The sequence below is a fragment of the Hyphomicrobium methylovorum genome, assembly GCF_013626205.1.
Lineage (GTDB): Bacteria > Pseudomonadota > Alphaproteobacteria > Rhizobiales > Hyphomicrobiaceae > Hyphomicrobium_B > Hyphomicrobium_B methylovorum.
Genome location: NZ_QHJE01000001.1, coordinates 2,501,301 through 2,523,676, shown reverse-complemented (window position 1 = coordinate 2,523,676; position 22,376 = coordinate 2,501,301). Strand labels below are relative to the sequence as shown.

The 22,376-nt window shown below is 53.6% G+C and carries 20 protein-coding genes; 16 read left to right on the top strand and 4 right to left on the bottom strand.

The window, feature by feature from the left end:
• Positions 1–26: 26 nt before the first annotated feature.
• Both DLM45_RS12175 and DLM45_RS12170 read left to right on the top strand, forming a co-directional pair.
• Positions 27–965 (top strand): LysR family transcriptional regulator, encoded by a 939-nt coding sequence (locus DLM45_RS12175; protein ID WP_181337367.1) that lies wholly within the window; start codon positions 27–29, stop codon positions 963–965.
• Positions 966–1,246: 281 nt separating this feature from the next.
• Positions 1,247–2,164 (top strand): rhodanese-like domain-containing protein, encoded by a 918-nt coding sequence (locus tag DLM45_RS12170; RefSeq protein WP_181337366.1) that lies wholly within the window; start codon positions 1,247–1,249, stop codon positions 2,162–2,164.
• A gap of 251 nt (positions 2,165–2,415) precedes the next feature.
• Here the strand turns inward: DLM45_RS12170 and irrA are convergent, their stop codons facing one another.
• From irrA to DLM45_RS12150, 4 genes are all read right to left on the bottom strand, one after another.
• A complete protein-coding gene (gene irrA / locus DLM45_RS12165; protein ID WP_181337365.1) occupies positions 2,416–2,901 on the bottom strand; it encodes an iron response transcriptional regulator IrrA in 486 nt (161 codons plus the stop codon).
• Positions 2,902–2,951: 50 nt separating this feature from the next.
• Positions 2,952–4,031 (bottom strand): NADH:ubiquinone reductase (Na(+)-transporting) subunit F, encoded by a 1,080-nt coding sequence (locus tag DLM45_RS12160; protein WP_181337364.1) that lies wholly within the window; start codon positions 4,029–4,031, stop codon positions 2,952–2,954.
• Between the two features lie 43 nt (positions 4,032–4,074).
• Positions 4,075–4,461 (bottom strand): group I truncated hemoglobin, encoded by a 387-nt coding sequence (locus DLM45_RS12155; RefSeq protein WP_181337363.1) that lies wholly within the window; start codon positions 4,459–4,461, stop codon positions 4,075–4,077.
• An 86-nt stretch (positions 4,462–4,547) separates the two neighbouring features.
• A complete protein-coding gene (locus tag DLM45_RS12150; RefSeq protein ID WP_210269837.1) occupies positions 4,548–5,822 on the bottom strand; it encodes a fatty acid desaturase in 1,275 nt (424 codons plus the stop codon).
• A gap of 486 nt (positions 5,823–6,308) precedes the next feature.
• Between DLM45_RS12150 and DLM45_RS12145 the strand changes: the two genes are divergently transcribed.
• From DLM45_RS12145 to DLM45_RS12080, 14 genes are all read left to right on the top strand, one after another.
• Positions 6,309–6,938, top strand: a complete 630-nt coding sequence (locus DLM45_RS12145) for an FMN-dependent NADH-azoreductase (protein WP_181337362.1) — start codon at positions 6,309–6,311, stop codon at positions 6,936–6,938.
• 223 nt (positions 6,939–7,161) lie between these two features.
• Complete coding sequence (locus DLM45_RS12140; RefSeq protein ID WP_181337361.1) at positions 7,162–7,440, top strand: Nif11-like leader peptide family natural product precursor; 279 nt, start codon at positions 7,162–7,164, stop codon at positions 7,438–7,440.
• 11 nt (positions 7,441–7,451) lie between these two features.
• Positions 7,452–7,754, top strand: a complete 303-nt coding sequence (locus DLM45_RS12135; protein WP_181337360.1) for a hypothetical protein — start codon at positions 7,452–7,454, stop codon at positions 7,752–7,754.
• 88 nt (positions 7,755–7,842) lie between these two features.
• On the top strand, positions 7,843–9,009 hold the full coding sequence (locus tag DLM45_RS12130) for an acyl-CoA dehydrogenase family protein (protein ID WP_181337359.1): 1,167 nt from the start codon (positions 7,843–7,845) through the stop codon (positions 9,007–9,009).
• Between the two features lie 1,629 nt (positions 9,010–10,638).
• On the top strand, positions 10,639–11,451 hold the full coding sequence (locus tag DLM45_RS12125; RefSeq protein ID WP_246317353.1) for an ABC transporter ATP-binding protein: 813 nt from the start codon (positions 10,639–10,641) through the stop codon (positions 11,449–11,451).
• A 13-nt stretch (positions 11,452–11,464) separates the two neighbouring features.
• Entirely contained in the window at positions 11,465–12,355 is an 891-nt protein-coding gene (locus DLM45_RS12120) for a branched-chain amino acid ABC transporter permease (RefSeq protein WP_181337358.1), read from the top strand.
• Entirely contained in the window at positions 12,352–13,437 is a 1,086-nt protein-coding gene (locus tag DLM45_RS12115) for a branched-chain amino acid ABC transporter permease (RefSeq protein WP_425485235.1), read from the top strand. Before DLM45_RS12120 ends, DLM45_RS12115 begins: the two co-directional genes overlap by 4 nt.
• Positions 13,438–13,538: 101 nt before the next feature.
• Positions 13,539–14,891: an ABC transporter substrate-binding protein gene (locus DLM45_RS12110; protein WP_181337356.1), complete on the top strand. Its 1,353-nt coding sequence runs from the start codon at positions 13,539–13,541 to the stop codon at positions 14,889–14,891.
• A gap of 79 nt (positions 14,892–14,970) precedes the next feature.
• Positions 14,971–15,744 carry an ABC transporter ATP-binding protein gene (locus tag DLM45_RS12105; RefSeq protein ID WP_181337355.1) on the top strand — a complete coding sequence of 258 codons (774 nt, stop codon included), beginning with the start codon at positions 14,971–14,973 and terminating at the stop codon, positions 15,742–15,744.
• 65 nt (positions 15,745–15,809) lie between these two features.
• On the top strand, positions 15,810–16,097 hold the full coding sequence (locus tag DLM45_RS12100) for a hypothetical protein (RefSeq protein ID WP_181337354.1): 288 nt from the start codon (positions 15,810–15,812) through the stop codon (positions 16,095–16,097).
• A gap of 343 nt (positions 16,098–16,440) precedes the next feature.
• Positions 16,441–18,615, top strand: coding sequence for a molybdopterin-containing oxidoreductase family protein (locus DLM45_RS12095; protein ID WP_281365427.1), 2,175 nt, complete (start codon positions 16,441–16,443; stop codon positions 18,613–18,615).
• 75 nt (positions 18,616–18,690) lie between these two features.
• Positions 18,691–19,815 carry a 4Fe-4S binding protein gene (locus DLM45_RS12090; protein ID WP_181337352.1) on the top strand — a complete coding sequence of 375 codons (1,125 nt, stop codon included), beginning with the start codon at positions 18,691–18,693 and terminating at the stop codon, positions 19,813–19,815.
• A gap of 402 nt (positions 19,816–20,217) precedes the next feature.
• Positions 20,218–21,402, top strand: a complete 1,185-nt coding sequence (locus DLM45_RS12085) for a 4Fe-4S binding protein (RefSeq protein WP_181337351.1) — start codon at positions 20,218–20,220, stop codon at positions 21,400–21,402.
• Positions 21,403–21,565: 163 nt separating this feature from the next.
• A complete protein-coding gene (locus DLM45_RS12080; RefSeq protein ID WP_181337350.1) occupies positions 21,566–22,312 on the top strand; it encodes a VWA domain-containing protein in 747 nt (248 codons plus the stop codon).
• The last annotated feature ends 64 nt before the right edge of the window (positions 22,313–22,376 follow it).

The window sequence follows — 22,376 nt, the reverse complement described above, 5'->3', positions numbered from 1 at the left end:
TGGTTTTTGCTACCCTAGGGCATGTCGTGAACCTACAGCAGCTGAGATACTTTAGAGCGCTCGTCGAAGAGGGATCGTTTGTTGCTGCGGCCGGAAGCTGCGCAGTGACTCAGCCAACGTTATCCAACGGCATTGCGCAGCTCGAAGCAGAGCTTGGTCAACGCATTTTTCGCCGAACAACGCGAAGCCTTTCCCTAACACCTGCAGGCGAACGACTACTGCCAGCGGTGCTCGAAACGCTTAACGCCTTCGAGAAAATTAAAGAGCTTGCAAAGCAAAAAACTCAGAAACCCTGCACTTTGCAGGTCGGCGTATCGCCTGTGGTCGGCATTCGCCAAGCTGAAGATGCGCTCGAAGCATTCCGAAAAATTCGACCTGACGTAAATGTAATTTACCGTGAAGGCAATCTGCAGGATCTGTCCGACGCGTTGAGACGCGCAGAGCTCGATTTGATCCTGTCGCCGCTCGATAGCATCGACGCGCAGCCGGCAGATTGCATTTACCAGCTTCTGTGCAGCGAACCTTTGATGTTCCTGCCGAAGAAATCCGAAAAGGCACGTTGGCACAATCGCAGCGAGGTCAGCGTTAGCGACATCGCCGACGAAACCTTCGTCTTCGTCCCTAACATTTGCGGTCTAACGCACGTCATAAAGCGCATTTTCGAAACCGAGAACCTAACGATCAAGCGTTATGCCGGTGAGGCAAGCAGCTACTCCGTTATTGAAGAGTGGGCGTCCCTTGGGCTCGGCTGCGCGATCCTCCCCGCGTCAAAAGTGTCGTTCGACACCAACGCTTCGGGTGCAATTCCGATCAAGAACAACGGCAAGCCGGTGATGATCGATTACTTCGCGCTTGGCAAACCGAACACAGTGCCGCCCGATATCTTCTCGGACATCTGGAACAATCTAAATCCGTTGGTCCTGCCGACGAACGAAGAAGATTCCGCGCTCGACTGGGTCGTATAATCGGGCACTTCACGACAGTAAGCTGCATACATCCTCCGCGACATTTTCGTTCGCGGATTGAGACACCTTGCACGCGTGAAAGCTCAAAAATCCCAGTATTTACGCGCTAAACGCTATCATACTCATCTCATCCGTACGCGGCGCGTCGTAACGCTCATCATCAGAATTTGAAGCGCGAACGCTGCACATCGCAGTACTGTCGTCATTGCAATACACGACACACGATCCGACATGACCGTCGGCTTAGAAACCAATCACAAAAACATCAAGGAGGATTAGAAGTGGCGCGATCCTTTACCATCGCACTCGCTATGGCAGCGCTGTCGTACCCGGCTGGCGCATTTGCGCTGGATCTGCCCGGCCCTCTCGTCACGACAGAATGGCTAGCTCGCAATCAGGATTCTGTGCGCGTTCTCGATGTCCGCAATGACCCCACCAGCTTTAAGGAAGGTGGCCACATCATCGGATCCGTGCGCGTCGATTACAAAAATTTGCGCGGCGTGATGCCAGAAGCTGGCGTCCCCGTCGATGGAATGAGCGTAAGCCCTGAAGCCTTTCAAGACGTCATGAGAAAAGCAGGCGTCTCCGTCGATCAACCTATAGTTCTCACGCATAGAAGCAGAGGACCGGATGATGTCGGCCTCGCGACATACCTCTACTGGCAGCTCAAGCGTTATGGGCATGACAACGTCGCCATACTCGACGGCGGAACGACGAAGTGGATCGCAGAGAGTCGTGAAGTCTGGGGCGATGACGATGAAGTTCAACCTGGAAATTTCGTTGTACGTCCGGAACGAACGGAACTTGTCACCGGCACACCTGCTGTCGAGCAAACGCTACAGAGTAAAAACCTAACACTGCTCGATGCACGCCTCTTTGAATTCTTCGTCGGGATTGAAAAGCGGCCAAACATTTTGAAGTTCGGGCACATCCCTGGCGCAGCATCCTTCCCGTTCAACGCAAACTTGAATCCCGATCTGACGTTCCGAAACAAAGATCAGCTCGCCGCCGCGATGACTTCTGTCGGCTTCAATCCCAATCAGCCGGTCATCACGTATTGCAACACCGGACACGTCGCTTCCATTTCATGGTTCGTGATCCACGAACTGTTGGGCTACAAGTCCGCGTCACTTTACGATGGCTCGATGCTCGCATGGACAAAGCATGGGCATGACGCCCAATCGACCATCCCACGCTGAGCGATTGTCGCCTCGCGGCAAAAAAAAAATGGGCACAAAAAAAGAGAGACCTTCGGGTCTCTCTATTTTTTTGCGACGTCGCCAAGCTTGAGCAGATCAAAGAATGGGTCGGCGCGGATATAAAGTTCGCTGGCGGCTTCGCCTTTCAGTCAAGATCGCGGCCAACACCAGCGAGGCCGTGAGAGCAATCTTGGAGGCACCCAATCATGCGTTGTCGAAGCAGATCTTCGCGATCTAAGACGAAGCTGAAATTAGCAACGCCGCAAACGAACGATGACTTCCACTCTGGCGATTTCCATTCCAGGCGGAACTTCCGGCATCTGGTTCAGAGCCAGATGAGTGCTATCGATATCCAGAACGCAGTTATCGTCTTCGCAGAAGAAATGATGATGCTCCGACATGTTCGTGTCGTACCAGGTCTTCTGACCGTCGATAGCTAGGCGACGCAGCATACCGGCGCTCGTGAACTGCTGCAGAGTGTTGTAGATCGTCGCGAGAGAAACTTTAACGCCGTGCTTCTTAGCGTCGTCATGCAGAGAATCTGCCGTGACGTGGCGATCACCATTCTGAAAGAGAAGCCGCCCGAGCTCGAGACGCTGACGCGTGGGACGCAACCCAGCCTGAACAAGCATCGTCCCGATTTCACGAGTTGCGCACGATCCGCTGCAGAGATCGCAACGCCCGCACGGAGCAGCCGTAAAAGTAAGTTCGTGCTCAGCAGTTCTCGGAAGGCTCATACCTATGACATCCCTAAATCTGAAGCTGTTCGTTACGGTCCACTGGCAAACTAGCCGCGTCCCGCAGGCATAGACGACGCATCAAGGAACTTATCGAAGTAGATTCTATTTTCCTCGAGACCCATCGCTTTCAAGCGATCAATCGCAGCATCGATCATAAGCGGCGGCCCGCAGAGGTAAGCGTGACTGCTTTTTCCATCGATCATTTCAGGAGTAATTGCGTCCGGGCAATTACCGACGGCGCCTTGCCATCCTTCGCCGTTCTTCTCGACTGAGAGAACCGGAATGTATTTGAAGTTGCCATTCATGGCTGAGCTGAATTCGGCAATCTCTTCGGAGCAATAGAGATCCTGCTGCGTACGGGCGCCAAAGATCAGCGTCACGGGCGACTTCACACCCTCAGCTGTAATCTGCTGCATCAGCGCTCTCATCGGTGCCAGGCCGCTACCGCCGGCGATAAGAACGATCGGTCCTTCAGGCTTACGAAGGTAAAAATTACCGTGAGGTCCATCGAGGACGATTGGGTGGCCGACGTGATTGTCGCCATGCAGCCATTCGGTAAACTGTCCGTTCTTCACCTTGCGAATGAAGAAGCTGACCTGATTCGGTTTTTCATTCGCTGGTGATTGCGAAAATGAATAAGAGCGGGCACGGTCGACAATACCTGGAACGAGAATGTCCGCATATTGCCCAGGCAAATAGTCTTGGAATTGCCCATCGAGTTCCACTTGAACTTCGAGAATATCATGGGTCAATTGCTTGGTATTCGAAATCTTGCCGTTGAGCGTCCGAGCTTTCGCGAGCTCAACTCCGGCGGTATCTTCGAGCTGAACTTCGACCTCGATATCGCCCTTGAGGGACGTCTGACAGGCGAGGATGTAACCTTGCTTGAGTTCGTCGCCCGTCAGCACGTAGCTGAAGTCGGCGAGCGGCTTTATCTTGCCGCTCACCAGTTTACATTTGCAGCTGCCGCAACTTCCAACCCGACAGTTGTACGGCCACTGGATTCCATTCTCGAGTGCAGCTTTAAGCAGGTTTTCCGAAGACCCACTCTTCACGGTAATGCTCTTTCCCAGAGGGGAAATCTTTGCAGTAAACGGGCCTTTATTTTGCTTGAAAAAGCTGAACATCAAGAATGTCTCTTCGGTGTGAATGCTATCGCTCTTGGAGCGATTAGAGGCGAACGACTTCGGGCTTCAGTGAATAGAGGATGCAGAGGACTTCATCTTTCTCGCGCTTGCCTACGCCGTTCTTATCCAGCGCATCCAGCACGTCGTCGCAAACAGCAACGAATTCAGTTTCGTTGATATTCATGCCGGTGTGGGTGGTGATCATATCTCTGCCGGAATAAGATTCCGGGCCGCCAAAACCAGCACAGCACATTTCCGTAACCAGTCGCTTCACGTTGACTGGATCGCTATTGACGTATCGATTCTTAACTTCGGGATTGGTCGTGTGATTGATCCAAATCTGCTCGACGATCTTCTCAATTCCGGCTCGTTTGCCCAACCGCTCATAAAGAGTTGCATCGGGAGCAACCGATTCCGCGACAGCTTCCATACTCATGGTTTCCGACCTCCTGGAAACGCGATCCACATTGAAGTGGATCGCGTCATTCATCTATTTTGAAAGGGGATTACCCACAATCAGACGTAGCTGACTTCAAGGTAGCGACCTTCGATCGCCTTCGGATCAAGGTCGTAACCGACCTTCTTATTGATCATCGCAGCAATCTTGCGCTCTTCGGGCGTCGCGAAGTCACGATCCCAGATAGCAAGCTTACGACGCATGATGTAGTGCCAGAGCGGCGGGATCAGCGCGAGAGTGAACTCGGTGTAGTACCCGATGCGTGCGTTCGGAGCACCCGTCGGAGGACCACCAACACCGGTGAGTTCCCAGAAGTGCGTTTCGCCACGATCGTGATGATCTGCCTGACGACCGATCTCAATGAACGCCCAGCTCGTGAAAGCCGTGTCATTGTCCCACGAGTGACGATACTCGATGGGCTCGTTCTTCACACGGATCAGACCGTAGTGCTCCATGTAGTTCAGCGCTTCGAGCTCGAAGTTCGAAATGATCCAGACAACGAGCATGACAGCGAGACCGATCAGAACACCGCTGGCGCCTTGGCCGCCGGCGTATCCTGCGTAGCTGAAGAGAGCTACGGTCGGGAGGCTCATCATGTAACCGCGAATCCAGCGATTAGACAACGAGAAGAACGATTTGCCCATACGCTTCAGGCGCTTGCCTTCGGTGATGACACCGAAGTACGACTGACCGATATGCGAAATCACGAAGTGCTTGTAGATCGAGCGACCACGCGGAGCCGTAGCGGGATCCGTGTCGTCATCCATCTTGTTGCCCTCCGGACCAAGCCAAGCGCGGCCCAGTTCGAGGTGATGGTTATAGACGTGAGCAAAGCAGAAGTGCGCCGTGCCCGAGAGAGCCATCATCCAGCGCGAGATCAAGAAGCCGATGCCCTTGGTATGCGCGAGTTCGTGACCGAACATGATGCCGAGGCCCTGGTGCATACCAGCGCTGAGCGTGGCGCCAACCAAGGTGATCAGATCAATACCGTTCGTGAACTCATAACCGTTCCAGGTCATGGTTTCGATCGGCACGCCAGCGACGTACTGATAAACACGCCATGCGAGCGCGAGCTGCAGAGCAATGAACGAGATCAACTGCATGTACATCATGGAGTTGAGCACGGCCGGAATACCAGCTGGCGAACCGTCCTTATCAGCGGCAGCGCCACGGAGATGCAGACCAGAGGTCAGCGTATCGACGACGATATTGAAGCCGAAAATTGCAACACCGAGCCAGGCCCAATGTCCGCCTAGTAGGATACCTACCACGCACGCCAGAACTCCCAGCGGCGTGTATAGATACACAAGATGACCAAGTATCAGTTTTCTCATTTTTTCTATTCCTCCTGAACCCCAACGGAGAGGCTGAAATCGAAATTTTTTGCAGTGCTTAGACTGCCTCTATTTATTCACACTCTGAATAAATAGAGAATTCGATTTACCGCATTTTATCTCTATGACTTCACGAATCTATCCGTGAGATTACGCAAGCCAGCGCAGTTGAACTACGTGTACAATCTCGACTCCCCGTCGCAATAACAGCGAAGCCCACTCCGCACGCGCAGAACCTCAGTAGAGAAGCGACCCGAGAACTCTATTGAAGTGCAATCCAAGTCAGCAGTCTGAACCCTCGAAGTCATCGCGACGATAATTGAGTCGTGACGCATCGAGGCCCCTTTGCTCCATACATCTGGCTGGGGTGAATAAACCACCCGGCAGATTACGCATGGTTAGGTATTTGCACGGTCTCCCCTGCCCCTGCCCGATGTGTTTTGGTGTGCCCGTATAGACATCACCAATAACGAGATTGGGAGCGAGATGACGCGGGTTCTCTTCATAAAGGCCTCACCAAGAGGCACGTCTTCGGCATCGGCCCGCGTGGCAGAAGCCTATATAGACGCACTAAAATCCAAGGGTTCCGTAACGGTCGACGAACTCGATGTTTGGAATGCGAATTTGCCGCCATTTGACGGCCACGCACTCGAAGCAAAATACGCAGGTCTTGCTGGGCAGCCGTTGAGCGCAGATCAGCAAACCGCATGGAAAGCAATTGAAGCGCTTGGCGCCCGTTTCCAAAATGCAGATCAGATCGTGATCGCCACACCGATGTGGAATTTCGGTGTCCCGTATCAGATGAAGCACTTGATTGATCTGGTTACGCAGAAAAACGTGACATTTACCTTCGACGAAAACGGCTTCGGCGGCATGCTCAAAGGTAAGCGCGCAGTCGTCGTCGCCGCGCGCGGTCTCGAGTACGTCGAGGGAACGCCGATCTCAGAGGAAAACCTCGACTATCAAAAGGCCTTCCTCCTCTCCTGGCTGAACTTCATCGGCATCTCCGACATTCAAACCATTCGCGTTGAAAAGACCCTCTTCGGAGAAGAAGCGCTTACGGCGTCGCTTGCTGCCGGCATCAACGAGGCGAAGGCGTTGGCCAACGCAGGTTAAGAGAAATGGGTAAATTTCTACCGGTTAGCAGGTGGGTTTTGCGGAAACGCATAGCGACGTGCACTGCACAAACTAGGTAGATTTTACCTATTCATCTACTCCGCTGGCAGGCATTAAAATGGCTCGATTACTTACCTCAAGCCTCACCTCATCAGAGGACTTTTAATCCTCCGTCGGAGTGGTGAGTTCTTGCCAGCGACACAGCAAACGGAAGAAAAAAACAATGTTGGAAAAAGCACTGCAGCGCGACGCGGAATCGCGTCCGTTTGAAAAAGAAATGAGAAAGCTCGGTGATCTCGTGATGAAGGATCCGGCCCTACTGGATCGTCTCGAAGCCACGCCAACAAAAGAAGCTTTCATAAACGTCTACTGCGAAATGGCGCGGGAACAGAACATCAGCTTTACCAGGGACGATCTCTTGATTGCTGTTCAAGAGCAGAAGCACGGAAAGGACTACGTTCTTCCGAAGAAGATTCTCCGCATGGTCATGGATCGCTTTTAAGGTGTGATGAAATGAGCGACGAAATTAAAACGACTGAAGGACGTGCCGTCGGAACCTGGAACGGCGCTTCCGCAACTGAACTGATGCAGGAACTCACCCGCATCCGCAAACAGCTTGCTGATGAGAAGAGCAGAGAAAAAGTCTCTCCTCGCGATATTCCTCATCGCGATCAGATCCCCGCTGACCTGCAGAACTTCCGCGCATACCCGCTGTGGTGCGTTGATAAAGCCGGGTCTTGCCTAGTCGGCGCTGGCGCAAACCGCATCGAGCCGGTTGATAAGGTGCTGGCATTTTCCCTTGTCGAGCATCACTGACAAGGCATTCCAGCCGACTTTTTTCACGATCAATACGGGGGAGGCATTTGCCTCTCCCTCATATTTGGAATTCAGAAGAGTCTAATTTATGAATTTTTGGGACGGTGGCTCCTTAGCAATTCTCAAGAACGTCGAAGAGATTGCCAAAAGCGTACTTGCCGCCAATTCTGCCCAAGTCGATAGCGAAGCAATTTGGCCCAGAAAAGGCATGACGGCACTTCTTGATGCCGGACTGGGCGGCCTTGTGGTCCCCCGACCTTACGGCGGCAAGGGCCAAGGCCTGCAAATGCTTGCGCGTGTTTGCGAGCAGTTGAGCAGAGAATGCGCCTCCACCGGCATCTGCTATGGCATGCATTGCGTCGGATCTTACGTCATCGCGGCGAACGCCACGGATGCCCAACGCGAGGCGTTGCTAACGCCGATATGCGAAGGCAAACACATCACAACTCTTTCGCTGAGCGAGACCGGAACCGGGAGCTACTATTACCTCCCCCAAACGACGCTCACCAATCATTCCGCTGACTACTATAGCCTCACCGGAGAGAAGGTTTTTGTAACAAACGGCAGCCACGCGGATTCTTACGTTGTCTCCGCTGTCTCCGGCGAAAAAGAAGACGCCACCGCTCAATTTTCCTGCGTCGTTGTTCCCGGCACAACCGAGGGATTGAGCTGGGGAGGAGTTTGGAATGGCGTGGGCATGCGCGGGAATTCCTCGCGCACGATGATATTGCGAAATGCTCGTATTCCGCGCGCAAATCTTCTCGGTCGCGAAGGCGATCAGATGTGGTACATTTTCAATGTAATCACTCCCCTATTCATCATCGCAATGGCTGGCACCTATCTCGGTGTTGCTGCAAGCGCGATCGATGAAGCGCGAGACCACGTGGCTTCACGCCGCCACATGCATGCGGGATCGTTATCGCAAGCACCAATCGTCCAACATCGCATCGGAGCTCTCTGGTGCATGCTCGAGCGAGCGCGCCAGCTCGTATACGGCGCGGCAGCCAGCTTCGATAACGGCAGCCCCGACGCACTTCTGCAGATCATGGCGAGTAAAGTCGAAGTCGCCGAGAGCGCCGTCGCCATCGTTGACGAAGCCATGACGCTCACCGGTGGCCGCGGTTACTCGCAAGGGTCGAAACTCTCGAAGCACTTGCGCGATGTTCGCGCGATCCACCTTATGGCGCCGACCACCGAACTCTTGAAAACGTGGATCGGAAAATCCCTGCTTGGCGTTCCGCTACTCGCGGATTAACGCGTTAAGCTAAAACGTTGCTGAGCCTGGGCAATTGGCCCAGGCCCGACTTGCCCAAAAGCTCTGTAAACATTGACCGTAGCCGCCCCCTCGACAGCGGACCGCTCGGTCAACAGGAGCACGCCCGGCCGGAGATCTCCGTCAGCTTGGCGCAATCAAAATCGATTGCTTCAAAGCGCGGGGAATTACGAAAAAAGCGCGCCTATCTCCCCCTCCAAAGCTCAGCTCGACATTCAATCCCTCACTCGAATATTCGAACCCGCTCTGCGCAATCCCGCGCGCCAGGAAGAGATTTCAATTCGCCGTCCGATCGAACTCAAAATGGTCGAACGCGATCCCGCACCCGTGACGCCGTCGCAGCGACTCTCTCGGTCGCTCCCAACCGCCAGCGCAACGATTTCGCGTCTGCTATAGCAGACGCCGAACATCATCGAACCTGCAAGCGGTGCGTCTCCGCACAATCATTCAGCCGTTCGATGACACCCGTCGCAGCAAAGTTTTCAACAAGCTCCTTAACGAGCAAGCCTCTTCCACACCCTCGAATCCGGCTCTCGGAACGCAGGATCGGAAGCATAATTGACTATGACAGACGCCTGGTTTCTCCAGCAAAACGGGATGAGAGACTCGAAACTTTCTCGAATAAGAAACTCTGACGACGTCATCGCAGCCGTTCTGAATAATTTAGTCGGCACCGTCGAGGAAATCGAGCAACAACCACAAGTAAAATCAGTGCGGAGTTTCTAGGCAAGGTGACAAAAAATTGCTGCACGCCAACAATCAAACATCTTCACAACTGCAAGCATTTCAGGGGATTCGAGAGCGAAAAATCCCTCTACTAGAGCTACTTTGTTTGCATTGCAGCATGCGCAAGAGCTCATTCAAGAAAGAAATCAGTATAATTTCAAAAAGACAATTTGTGTGCTGAGCAGCAGAAATCGCAAGATGGTTTCATGATCTTGAATATATCTCCGCGCGCCCTATGAGACGGCGCGGAAAACTAGGTTGAACTCGGCAAGTCACCGGACACGCCAACTTCCTACGGCTGGCATTGTGTCCACATAAATCTCCGCTTCTTCAGAAGTCGAGACCATTGGAAATTTCGATGATCGTGCGCTCGGAGGACAGTGATCGATGATCCGACGTGAAATTCCTAGCCGCAAAAGTTACGCAGATCGTCTGCATAATCGTGCGCGCCCGGAACCACGCGAAGCCATTCGAACAAAATCCTCCCTATCGGCAACTGATTTCAACATGGGGCAGTCAAATGCTTCGCGGATATTATGATTTCCGCGAGCCGTTAAAAGGTGTTTGAACACCTCGTGCCTGATTGCGACGTCATTGCGGATATTGCTTGTCGAATGAGACGACAGAAAATTCTGAAGAATTCAAGGGGGGAAGAAAGAATGAAATGGAGGAGCTCGCTGAGGGCGCGTTTGGTACCGGCAAACTCAAGCAAAGCGCTTCAAGTAGATGCTCGATCGAGTACAGTTCGTACAACGATCGACTGCTAAATCTAGGGACAAGAAAACCAAAATGACAGCGCCAATGAGTGTTGGAACAGCCTCACCAATGACATCTCAACACCGCGATGCCGCAACGAGCACAAAGGTTGTATCAATCAAGAATTCAATGGAGACAACTACTCGCGCCAACGCAGACACCACAACACCAGTCCTAGCCCTCGAAGACGTTAGCCTCGCCTTTGGGGGCATCAAGGCGCTTACTGATGTTTCACTCACAGTAAAGCCTGGCGAAATCCGGGCAATCATTGGCCCCAACGGCGCGGGCAAAAGCTCTCTGATCAACGTCATCAGCGGCATTTACAAACCCAACAAGGGAGTTATCAGCCTCGTCGGCAACTCCTTCTCCCGCGTCCCAACCGAACGTCTATCCCATCTCGGCGTTTCACGAACATTCCAGAACATCGCCCTCTTCAAAGGCCTGAGCGTCTTTGACAACATCGCAATCGGGCGCGTCTCTGCTGTAAAATCTAATACGTTCCAGCAAATTTTCGGCTCGAAGCGCGCGCGTCAGGAACGCGAGATCACTGAAGCCCGGGTCGAAAAAGCTCTCGAGCACATGCATCTGACATCTGTACGCGATCGCCTCGCCGCGTCGCTGTCCTACGGCATGCAGAAGCGCGTTGAACTGGCTCGCGCTCTGGTCATCGAACCCCGCCTCCTCCTGCTCGACGAGCCGATGGCGGGCATGACCGGCACTGAAAAAATAGAAATGACCCAGTTTATTCGCGACGCGTGCAGTCGATACGGAACGACGGTCGTTCTCATTGAGCACGACATCGGCGTCGTTATGGGATTGTCGGATTACGTCAGCGTTCTCGATTACGGACGCAAGATTGCCGACGGAACGCCATCGCAAGTTATGAACGACCCAGCTGTTGTCGACGCCTACTTAGGCGTGCCGCACGAAGCTGATGAGTGAGAGGCACATTTAAATGGCAGAGTTTCAATTTTTTCTAGAGGTCCTCATCAGTGGCTTACTGTCGGGGATCATGTACTCGCTCGTCGCACTGGGCTTCGTGCTGATTTACAAGACGTCTGGCGTATTCAATTTCGCACAAGGTTCGCAGCTCCTTTTTGCAGCCTTGACGTTCGTGTGTCTGAACGAACTCGGCGTGCCCATGTGGGCCGCGTTCGTGATTACGCTTGCGATCATGGTGTTGCTGGGAATTCTCATCGAACGCGTCGTCCTGCGGCCGTTGGTTGCCCAGACGCCGATGACGCTCTTCATGGCGACGCTCGGCCTCTCCTACATCATCGAAGGAGCTGCTCAGATCATTTGGGGCACGCAGGTTCACAGCCTCGATCTTGGCATTGACGACGTGCCGATCGAAGTTGGCGGCGTGTTCATCAGCACATTCGATCTGGTCGCTGCTCTTGTTGCTGCAGCCATGGTTGGACTTCTCACGTTCTTCTTCCGCTACACACGTATGGGCTTGGCATTCCGAGCAGTCGCACAAGACCAGCTGGCTTCCTTGTCCGTCGGTCTACGTTTGCCGCGCATCTGGGCTGCTGTCTGGGCGGCATCGGGTCTTGTTGCACTCGTTGCAGGTCTCCTGTGGGGCGCCCGCATTGGTGTTCAGTTCTCACTCTCGCTCGTGGTTCTGAAGGCACTCCCGGTTCTGGTGTTGGGTGGCTTTGACTCGATTGCCGGAGCGATTGTCGGCGGCCTTATCATCGGCGCTGCTGAGAAGCTTTCGGAAGTCTACATCGGCCCGTTCCTGGGCGGCGGTATCCAAGGGTGGTTCGCATATGTGGCCGCACTGATCTTCCTGCTCGTTCGCCCCACCGGCTTGTTCGGTCAACGTCTCGTCGAAAGGGTCTGATTGTGACCAGCGCATCTTCATCATCGTCTAGAGCGACGAACAGCCTGATTACGCCCGGCGTTCTATTCATCCTCGCTGCGGCGTACACAATCCCACCGTTGATCGGATCGGAATATCTGTTCAACGCGATCCTAGCGCCAACACTTGCGTTAGGTCTCGCAGCACTGGGGCTCAACCTGCTTACGGGCTATGCTGGCCAAGTCTCACTTGCCAGCGCTGCCTTCATGGCGATCGGCGCATTCGCAGCGTATAATCTGACGCTGCGCGTGCCTGATATCACGATGGTCGTCAGCTTTATTCTGGCGGGCCTCTTTGCGGCAGCAATCGGTCTCATATTCTGCCTGCCGGCATTCCGGCTGCGCGGCTTCTATCTGGCCATTTCGACTCTTGCTGCTCAGTTCTTTGTCCAATGGGCAACGAACTTCCCATGGGTCACAAACTACAGCCCGTCCGGCGTTATCGATGCGCCGCCGATCTCGATATTTGGGTATGTCGTCCAGACAATCCAGGGCAAGTATTTCGTCGCTCTGACCATTGTCGCCCTGCTGACCATCTTCGTTGCACGTCTTGTGCGGACGCAGGCAGGTCTCAACTTCATCGCCATACGCGACAATGAACTCGCCGCAAAAGTGATTGGTGTTCCGGTCCTGAAAACCAAGCTCCTCGTATTTGCGATCAGCTCGTTCATCATCGGCATTTCGGGCGTGCTCTGGGCGTTCACCTATCTGGGAACGATCCAGGCTGGATACGGCGGCTTCGATCTCAATCGCTCTTTCAGCGTGCTCTTCTGCATCATCATTGGCGGTCTGGCGACCATTCGTGGATCGTATCTTGGTGCAGCATTCATGGTGGCATTCCCACTGCTGCTTTCGCGAGTAGGCGGCTATCTGTTTGCCGATCTAAACGCCGGCATTCTTGAGAACTGCCAGAAAATCATTATCGGCGCCCTGATCATTCTCGTTCTCATTTTTGAGCCCGATGGATTGTCTGCGCTGATCGACCGGATGTGGCGCAAAATAACTGGCGCCAACAAAAACGATAAGGAGAAAACAAGCGACTTACAGACAATCGGAAACACCTAAGACTAGCAGCGATTTACTCGTAGTTTCCACACGGCAAACGGAAAATAAAAACAAGCCAAACTGATAAAAACAAACAAGCGTATCAGAAGGAAACGGCCAATATGACTAAATCATTCGGAATGGGGCGAGGCTATCTGAAGAGCCTGGCACTCGGATCACTGATTGCATTTTCACTTGGTGCCACACCATCATCCGCTGAGGAACAGTACTTCCCGCTACAGGTTTATCGACAGGGCCCCTACGCCGCCGGCGGCACAGGCTTCTTCGGTGGCATGATCGACTATATGAACCTGATCAATATGCGCGACGGCGGCGTCAACGGCGTCAAGCTGACGTGGAGCGAATGCGAAACGGGTTACGAAGTCGAGAAGGGCGTCGAGTGCTACCAGAGAATGAAGGATCACAATCCTCCTCCGGGCGTCTGGACTCCTCTCAGCGTCGGCATCTCCTACGCGATGACCGATAAGATCACCGCTGACCAGGTTCCGCTTACGACAATCAACCATGGTCGTACTGAATCATCAGACGGACGCGTCTTCAAATACCTGTTCCCGCTTCTCACGAACTCGGGCAGCGAAACATCCGCCATCGTCCAGTACATTGGATCCAAGTTTGGCGGCATGGAGAACCTCAAAGGGAAAAAGATCGTCATCCTTTTCCACGGCTCTCCCTATGGCAAAGAGACGACCCCTCTCTTGAAGCAGCTGGGTGAAAAGTACGGCTTTGAAGTGAAGGACATCGAAGTCCCTCATCCGGGCGCCGAACAAGGATCTCAGTGGCTCGAAATCAAGCGCTACAAGCCGGACTTCATCATCCTCCGCGGTTGGGGAATTATGAATCCCGTGGCGCTCAAGACGGCACGCCGCACCGGATATCCGATCGATAAGATCGTCGGCAACATCTGGTCGAACTCGGAAGAAGACGTGAAGCCCGCCGGCGATGCAGGTATCGGATACACTGCTGTTACGACCCAGACGTCTGGCACGTCTTCGCCGATCCTCCAGGACATTATCAAAACTGTCTATGGTGCGAACAAGGGCGATCTCGCCGATAAATCACGCATCGGCAGCGTCTATCACAACCTTGGCATTGTGAACGGCATGTTGACTGTCGAAGCAATGCGCGTCGCACAGAAGAAGTTCGGCAACAAAATGCTGACCGGCGATGAATTCCGCTGGGGCCTCGAACATCTCAATCTTGATGAGGCCGCTGTCGATAAGGTTGGTGCAAAGGGCTTGTTCCACTCCATCAACGTGACGTGCGAAAACCACGAAGGAAATGGCTTGCTCATCTTCCAGAAGTGGGATGGCACGAAGTATGAGCCGGTCACAGACTGGATCAAGCCGGACTGGGCAATGCTTCGTCCTATCATCGAAAATGCTTCAGCCGCATATGCCAAGGAGAAGGGTATAACTCCGCGGAATTGCGCTGAAGAAGAAACCGCACAGAAATAAGCTAGAAGCCCTGTTCCCAAATATCTGGCAGTGCCGGTCTTCGGCACTGCCAGACGGGGCAAGCACGCTGAAGATGAAGATGACACAAACAGCTATCCTAAAGATCGACCAGATCGAGGCCGTCTATAACCTCGGGATCATCGCCCTACGCGGCGTGAGCCTGTCGGTAGAGCCCGGTGAAATCGTTGCTCTCCTGGGCGCCAACGGCGCTGGCAAAACAACCACATTGATGGCTGCCTCTAATCTGCTTGCTGCAGAACGCGGTAAAATCGAACGCGGCGACATTCTGTTTGAAGGCAAATCGACGAAAGATCTCACGGCGGCTGACCTCGTCGAAAGAGGTTTGGTTCAGGTGCTTGAAGGCCGCCACTGCTTCCCAGCGCTGACTGTGGAAGAAAACTTGCTGACGGGAGCCCTCTCGCGGCGGATCAGCCGCAGCGAACTGAGCAGGGATCTCGATCGCATCTATGCTGCATTTCCAAAACTGAGCGCTCTACGTAACAACCTGGCAGGACTGACGTCCGGCGGCGAACAGCAGATGACGGCGATCGGCCGTGCATTGATGGCGAAACCGAAGCTGCTCATCCTCGACGAACCCTCAATGGGACTCGCGCCAATCATCGTCGAAGAAATCTTCAAACTCCTGAAATCTCTGAACAAGAATGAGAACCTCTCGCTACTCGTAGCAGAGCAAAACTCAAACATTGCATTGCGATACGCCGACCGAGCTTACGTTCTGGAAAACGGCAAAGTAGCTCTCAATGGGAAAACGGCCGAGCTCCGTCAGCGCGACGATATCAAGGCATTCTATCTGGGCCACGATACTCACGTCGGACCATCGGCAACGGCATAGAGCAGTCAAATCTACAGATGCACACTGACATATCTGCTGATGCCGACACGCGAGCGCCACTTGAAATGGAGCATAGTCAGCCGGAAGCGGGCCTATCGGAAGTAATGTCGTATTTACGAACCGAGTTTCCTCAGTTCGACATCGCCCGCATACACGAGAACGAAGATGAGATCGTTCTTCAGCTAAAATCCTTGGGCCAGGTCCACATAGTTCGCGTGCATCGGAGCTTCCTGGAGCGTACGTCCGAAAAGGAAATTAGCGAGCGGCTGACGAGTTTCCGCCTTGCATCTGTGCTCCGCGATCTCGGCAATTTGCCTGTCGCGCTTACTCCCAGCGGCTGCATCTTTATGTGAGTAGCATCGAACGACACCGCAAGTTCGCAACTGCCAACCAATAAGCCAGAGAGATCTCTCCGCCGCCAACCTCTGAATTGAACAATTACATGCGTATTCCGCATATATATATACATTCAGAAAATAAATAATCATGCGGACCGGCCGAGATAACGCTCAATGACTTCTTGTTGACAGCGAGCAATCCGTAATTTGCAGAAATTGTTATTTAGACGACCTGAACTTAGTGTTATTCTAGAGTGCAGACACGACTAATCAACCTCGATGAATAATCGAGCGGGAGCGATGAGACACCGCAAATGGGGCCAAATCGCTTCGAAGAAAAGAAAATCGGAGGAGCAATATGACGCTCATTAGCACCAGACTACCAGTTCCCGCAGAGCATTCTCTCCATCACGTCGTATGTCCTCACGATTGCCCCGACACATGCTCCATGTTGGTCACGGTTGACGATCGCAGCGGTAAGGCCGTTCGGCTTCAAGGTGACCCAACACATCCGATCACGCGCGGTTACCTTTGCAATAAAGTCAATCATTACCTTGAGTTAGTATACAATGACAATCGTATTCTTTACCCACACCGGCGCGTAGGACCGCGCGGACCAGGCGCGAGATTTGAGCGTATTACGTGGGACGAAGCGCTCGACGCCGTCACGAACAACTTCAAAGAAACGATTGAGAAATACGGCCCCCAAGCCGTGCAGCCCTACTCGTATTCCGGCCAAAGCGGAATTCTGATGTTCTGGGGCATGGATCAGCGCTTCTGGAACAAGATGAGCGCTGCCCGTTTGGAGCAATCCATCTGCATCTTCGCGGCTATGTGGGCGGGCCTTTACACGTACGGCTTAGCGCATCCCGTATCTATTCATGAAGCTTGCGACAACGGCGCCGAACTGATCATTCTTTGGGGCGCCAACCTGGTAAGCACCGGCGTTCACGCCATCCCCTTCCTCAACGCAGCCAAGGCTCGCGGCGCGAAGATCATCGTAATCGATCCGCGCATCACGCGAACAACGATGATGGCTGACTGGCACATCCAGCCACGCCCAGGCACCGACGGCGCTCTCGCGCTCGGAATGATGAAGATCATCGTCGACGCTGGCAAAGCCGATATGGACTTCCTCAAGGAGCAGACCCACGGCTGGGAAGAGCTGCTGGAGAAGAAGCTCCCTGATTATCCGGTCGACAAAGTTGCAAAGATCACCGGTCTTTCGGAAGAAATCATCACCAAGCTGGCGATGGAATATGCATCGACCAAGAAGAGCTATATCCGCGCCAACTATGGTTTGAACCGCCACCAGAACGGCGGGCAGATGTGCCGGTCAATTCTGATCCTGCCGTGCATCACCGGCTCGTGGCGCGAAAAGTGCGGGGGAGCAGCCTTCGGCGTTCTTGAAGAGCAGTGGCTGCATCTTCCGACCGCCAAGCTGCAAAGACCAGAACTCGGAACGCGCCCTGAATCGCGCATGACCAGCATGGTGCAGATTGGCCGGGCACTCGCGGACCACATCGGCATCGATGGCAAGCCGCTCGACCCACCGATCAAATCCATCTTCATTTACAATTCTGACGTGGCCAATTCCGCGCCCAACACAAATAACGTGCGCAAAGGCCTGATGAGAGAAGATCTCTTCGTTGCGGTCCACGACACGTTCTGGACTGACACCTGCCAGTACGCTGACATCGTCCTACCGGCCGATACCGCGCTCGAGCGAACGGATCTCCATACCGCATACGGCTCGAACTATTATTCGCTGAGCAAAGCTGCCATCAAGCCGCTCGGCGAAAGCGTCCGCGATACAGAGATGTTCCGGATGATGGCCAAGAAGATGGGCTACGTCGAGACGAGCGGTGATGCCTTCACGCAGACGGATGAAGAGATGATCGCGGATCTGATCGATCCCGTGAATCCGTTGATGGAAGGCCTGACGTTGGAGCAATTCGAAACCAACGGTTGGTGCCGCTCAAGCGTTGAATCTGAGCGGAGAAACTTCCTGAAGAACGGCTGGCCAACGCCGAGCAAAAAAATTGAGATCCTCAGCGAAGCGCTCGCCAATGATTATCCTGGCCAGGATCCATTGCCGACGTACGTGCCTGAGATCGAAGGCCAGGAAGATCCGCTCCGCGCCAAATATCCGCTACAGGTTCTTTCTCCGGCCACCCATCACTTCATCGGTGACTCATTCCAGGTCGTACCGCGTTTGAACGCCATGACCTCGAGGCCGACAGTGGAACTGAGCCCCGAGGATGCCGCCCAGCGCGGTATCAAGGATGGCGATCTCGTCCGCATCTATAACGACCGTGGCGAGACCTACTGCTACGCCGTCATCATTCCAGGCATGTTGTCGGGAATGATTGCTGCGCAAAAGCAATACAAGGGCAGCAACACGCCAAATGGCGTCAACATAAATGCCCTCAATTCAGAACGCGTCACTGACTTCGGTCGCAGTCCCACATTCTATTCGTGTCTGGCAGAAGTCGAAAAAGTGTCGGCCGAAAAAGCGAAACTCATGGCCTGATCATATCGTACACGGAAACTAAGATAACGCGGACAGTAGCAACAGAGTTGTCACTGTCCGCAAATGGAGAAGTGAATGTCGACTATGATCTCCCACGTCTCGGAGCATTGCGAACTAAAGCCGCTTCCACGTCCCGATCGTCGCCTGCACAACAGCAGGGTTCAGATCAATCAAGGTATTCTCAAGAGCGTAACGCGCTTGAACTACGACACGCTTCAGCTCGTAGTAAAATGCGATGAAGGTTCGCCACCCATCAGCAGCAGAGCCGGACAATACGCGACGTTGCATACGCCGGATCTGACCAAGGCTCGCGCCTACTCGTTTGCCCGCGCGCCTGAAAACGAAAATCCGAATGAGCACACGTTCTTCGTACGCGTCGTTCATGGCGGAGAATTCTCAAGCTGGCTTGCTGAGAAAGACCGCAGCGGCGCACCGATAACGATCAGCGGTCCGCTCGGGAAATTCGGGCTCGACGCAAGCGATCGCACAATGGTCTGCATTGCAGGCGGCAGCGGCATGAGCGCCATCAAGGCGCTACTTGAAAGTGCCGCGAACCTCAAGGTCAAGCGCGACTGCATCTTCCTCTACGGCGGCCGCGCTCAACGCGACCTCTACTGCAGCGAAGAGATCGCAGCTATCGGCAAAAACTGGAACAAGGACTACAAATTCGAATTCGTTCAAGTCCTCTCCGACGAACCCGAAGACAGCAACTGGGCGGGCGCCAGAGGCTTCGTCACCGAGTATTTCAAATCGACCTATCTCGATTCAGGCAAAATGAGCGTGAACAACTGCAAAGCGTTCTTTTGCGGTCCGCCACCAATGATCGATGCAGGCGCCGAGATACTCAAAAACGCCGGCATGGACGAACGCGACATCCACTTCGATAAGTTTGAGGATGCTCGCTCTCCCGCACCGGTCATCGACAATACAAAATGCGTGTTGTGCGATGAATGCCTGATGGTCAAGCCGACCGCCAATTGCATCGTCGAGGTCTCGCGTCTCATCAAAACCGAAACGTCGGACTTTGCGGGCTACGAACGTGTCGATCCGGCGTACACGTCCGGACTGTACTACAATACTCTGTTCATCGACTCGAAGGCGTGCATCCGCTGCTATGCCTGCGTGGAGGCCTGCCCGGCTCACGCAATATCGCCCGAGCACGACAAGACGCCACGAACCTTGCGGCAAACAATATCCTGAGGGGGTCGCCTCCTCATTCGCAGGATGTCTGCGGCTGATATTGAATTCCTACAGGCATCACGAATTAGCGACGGCATCTAATAAATGCCGTCGCTCAACTCTCTAAGAGCAATGGCTGCAAACACCGCCGACGCCATATTGATCCCGCGCCGACAAAGAAAACCCGGCGCGCAAGCGTCTCGCAGCACGAATAAAACCAAATCCCTTCAGCTCCCAATGGTCAGCTCCGTGAGGCTGAACCGTTTTGGCGCGTGGCAATACTGAAGTTCAGACTGCCCATTACGCGACCCCCAAATCCGTATTTATCCTTAGTTATCTTCGCAATAGCGCGGGGTTGTTATCGCCCAATGCCTGTGATTAAAGCGCACTATTGCGTACGGCAAATCGTAACAGGACCTACGGATGGCGGATCTTTCGAAGTCGGGAAACAATTCGGAAATCCTTGAATGGACAGAAAATCCCTCAAGCTTTGCGCTATTCAGCGATACTTTGACTGCCCTACCATCGCCCGACCCTGGCTTAAAAAACAGCCGTGTGAAATCAAAGCCAGGGTTCATCAGCCGCATCCGTAATCTTACCCACGACACCTATGAGGTTGTCGTTGAGTACGAAAACGACGGAGATTCCTTCGGTTTCAGAGCTGGTCAATACGCAGTATTGCGCCACAAGGATATCAAGAAACCGCGCTCCTATTCATTGGCCAAGGCCCCAGAAGCAGAACGCCCTTTTGAACTGACTTTCTTCATCCGTTACGTGCCCGGCGGCGAATTTACTACTTGGCTAACAGCAGCAGATCGGACGGGCGAACCACTCACCGTGAGTGGTCCAATGGGCAAGTTCTTGCTCGATGGGAGCACAGATCCAATTCTCGGTATCGCGGGCGGCAGCGGTATGAGCGCAATTCATTCCATTCTCGAATACGCCGCCCACGCCAAACTACCTCGCGATGCGTATTACATTTACAGCGCACGCAGCCAGCGCGACCTCTACTGTCAAAAAGAATTAGAAGTTCTCGCGCGCAATTGGCACCCTGATTACAAGCTGCATTTCATCCCGACATTGTCGCGCGAACCCGCCAAAAGCAAATGGCGTGGCGTACGAGGACGCGGCACCAATCATGTTCGGGATGTACTTATCAAGCAGGGAATATTGGATGTAAGCAAGGCTCGGGCATATTTTTGCGGCCCCCCAGCCATGATTGACGACGGCATCGAAATACTCCTCGCCGCCAACATGCCGAAGCACCATATTGCATACGACAAATTCGAGGATATGAGTTCGCCGGCGCCGGTCATCGACAATACGAAATGCGTGCTCTGCGATGAATGCCTAATGGTAAAGCCACAACCGACATGCATCGTTGACGTGTCGAAATTGAATCGTGGCTCCGATGGAACAATGGTTGGATATGAGCGTGTTGTTCCCGCCGTATCCTCACCCCTCTACTACAACACCCTTTTCATCGATGAGCATGAGTGCATTCGCTGCTATGCCTGCGTAGAAGCGTGCCCGACCCAGGCTATTTCTCCCGCCAATAACCGCAATCCGAAAACACTGCGCGCCACCACAACAGACGTCACTGATTGATCTCCATCGCGTCTTGCTACCGAGCGAAAACTGCGCGCGCGGTGCGGTTCGTAACATTGCTGAAAAATACAAAGTTACGACAATCATAGTCGTTGCACTCGCCCGCAGCGGGCCGCATGTTTACATGGATAAATGAAACACGATCGCGTTCGGAATTTTGGGCATGGGTAACGCGCGAAAGCTAATCGGATTTATTTCCGCAGCACTCTTATCTGGATCAAGCGCGGTTGCCGAATTCGACAAACATCCGATGTCGAGCTGCATTGAGGATGCAATGCTCGTCTTTGATGCATCCGGATCAATGTCGGGAATTGACGCTTATAGCCCCGGCAGTAGCGTAACGCGGATTGACGATGCACGTAACGCATTGGCGCAAAGCTTACCCCACGTCACACCTCAAAGGCGTCTCGGCCTTATAACTTACGGCCCCGGCGGGCACTGTCATTTCACATTGAATCTGCGACCGGCATTCAATGCAGCGCCGCAGATTATGACTGAACTAACCGGCATTTCCCCCGATGGCCGCACGCCTTTGACCAGCTCAGTCGCTGAGGCAGCTAATGTTCTCGATTATCGCAACAAGGCTGCCGTTATCGTTCTGCTGACAGACGGCGCGGAAACGTGCGGAGGCGAGCCATGCAAGCTTGCGAAAGCTCTCAATGCCACCGCCAAGGCAATCACGATCCATGTCGTTGGCTATCGAATGAAGGACATGATCGAATCGAACGAACGCGATATCGGCGATATGAAATGCCTCGCTGCGGCAACAGGCGGTCGCTTTATCGGAGTCGATTCGATTCCCGAACTGGTTGATGCGCTAAATTCAACACTCGGATGTCCCGTCTTCACCCAAATGGACACACCTTTCAGTCGGCTGATCGACCGCACCGGCCAGACAATCACCAATTGAATATCGAGCACGGTGATTCAGAATTACAAATTAAACACCTCAATTTAAAGCCGCCGATCCGACG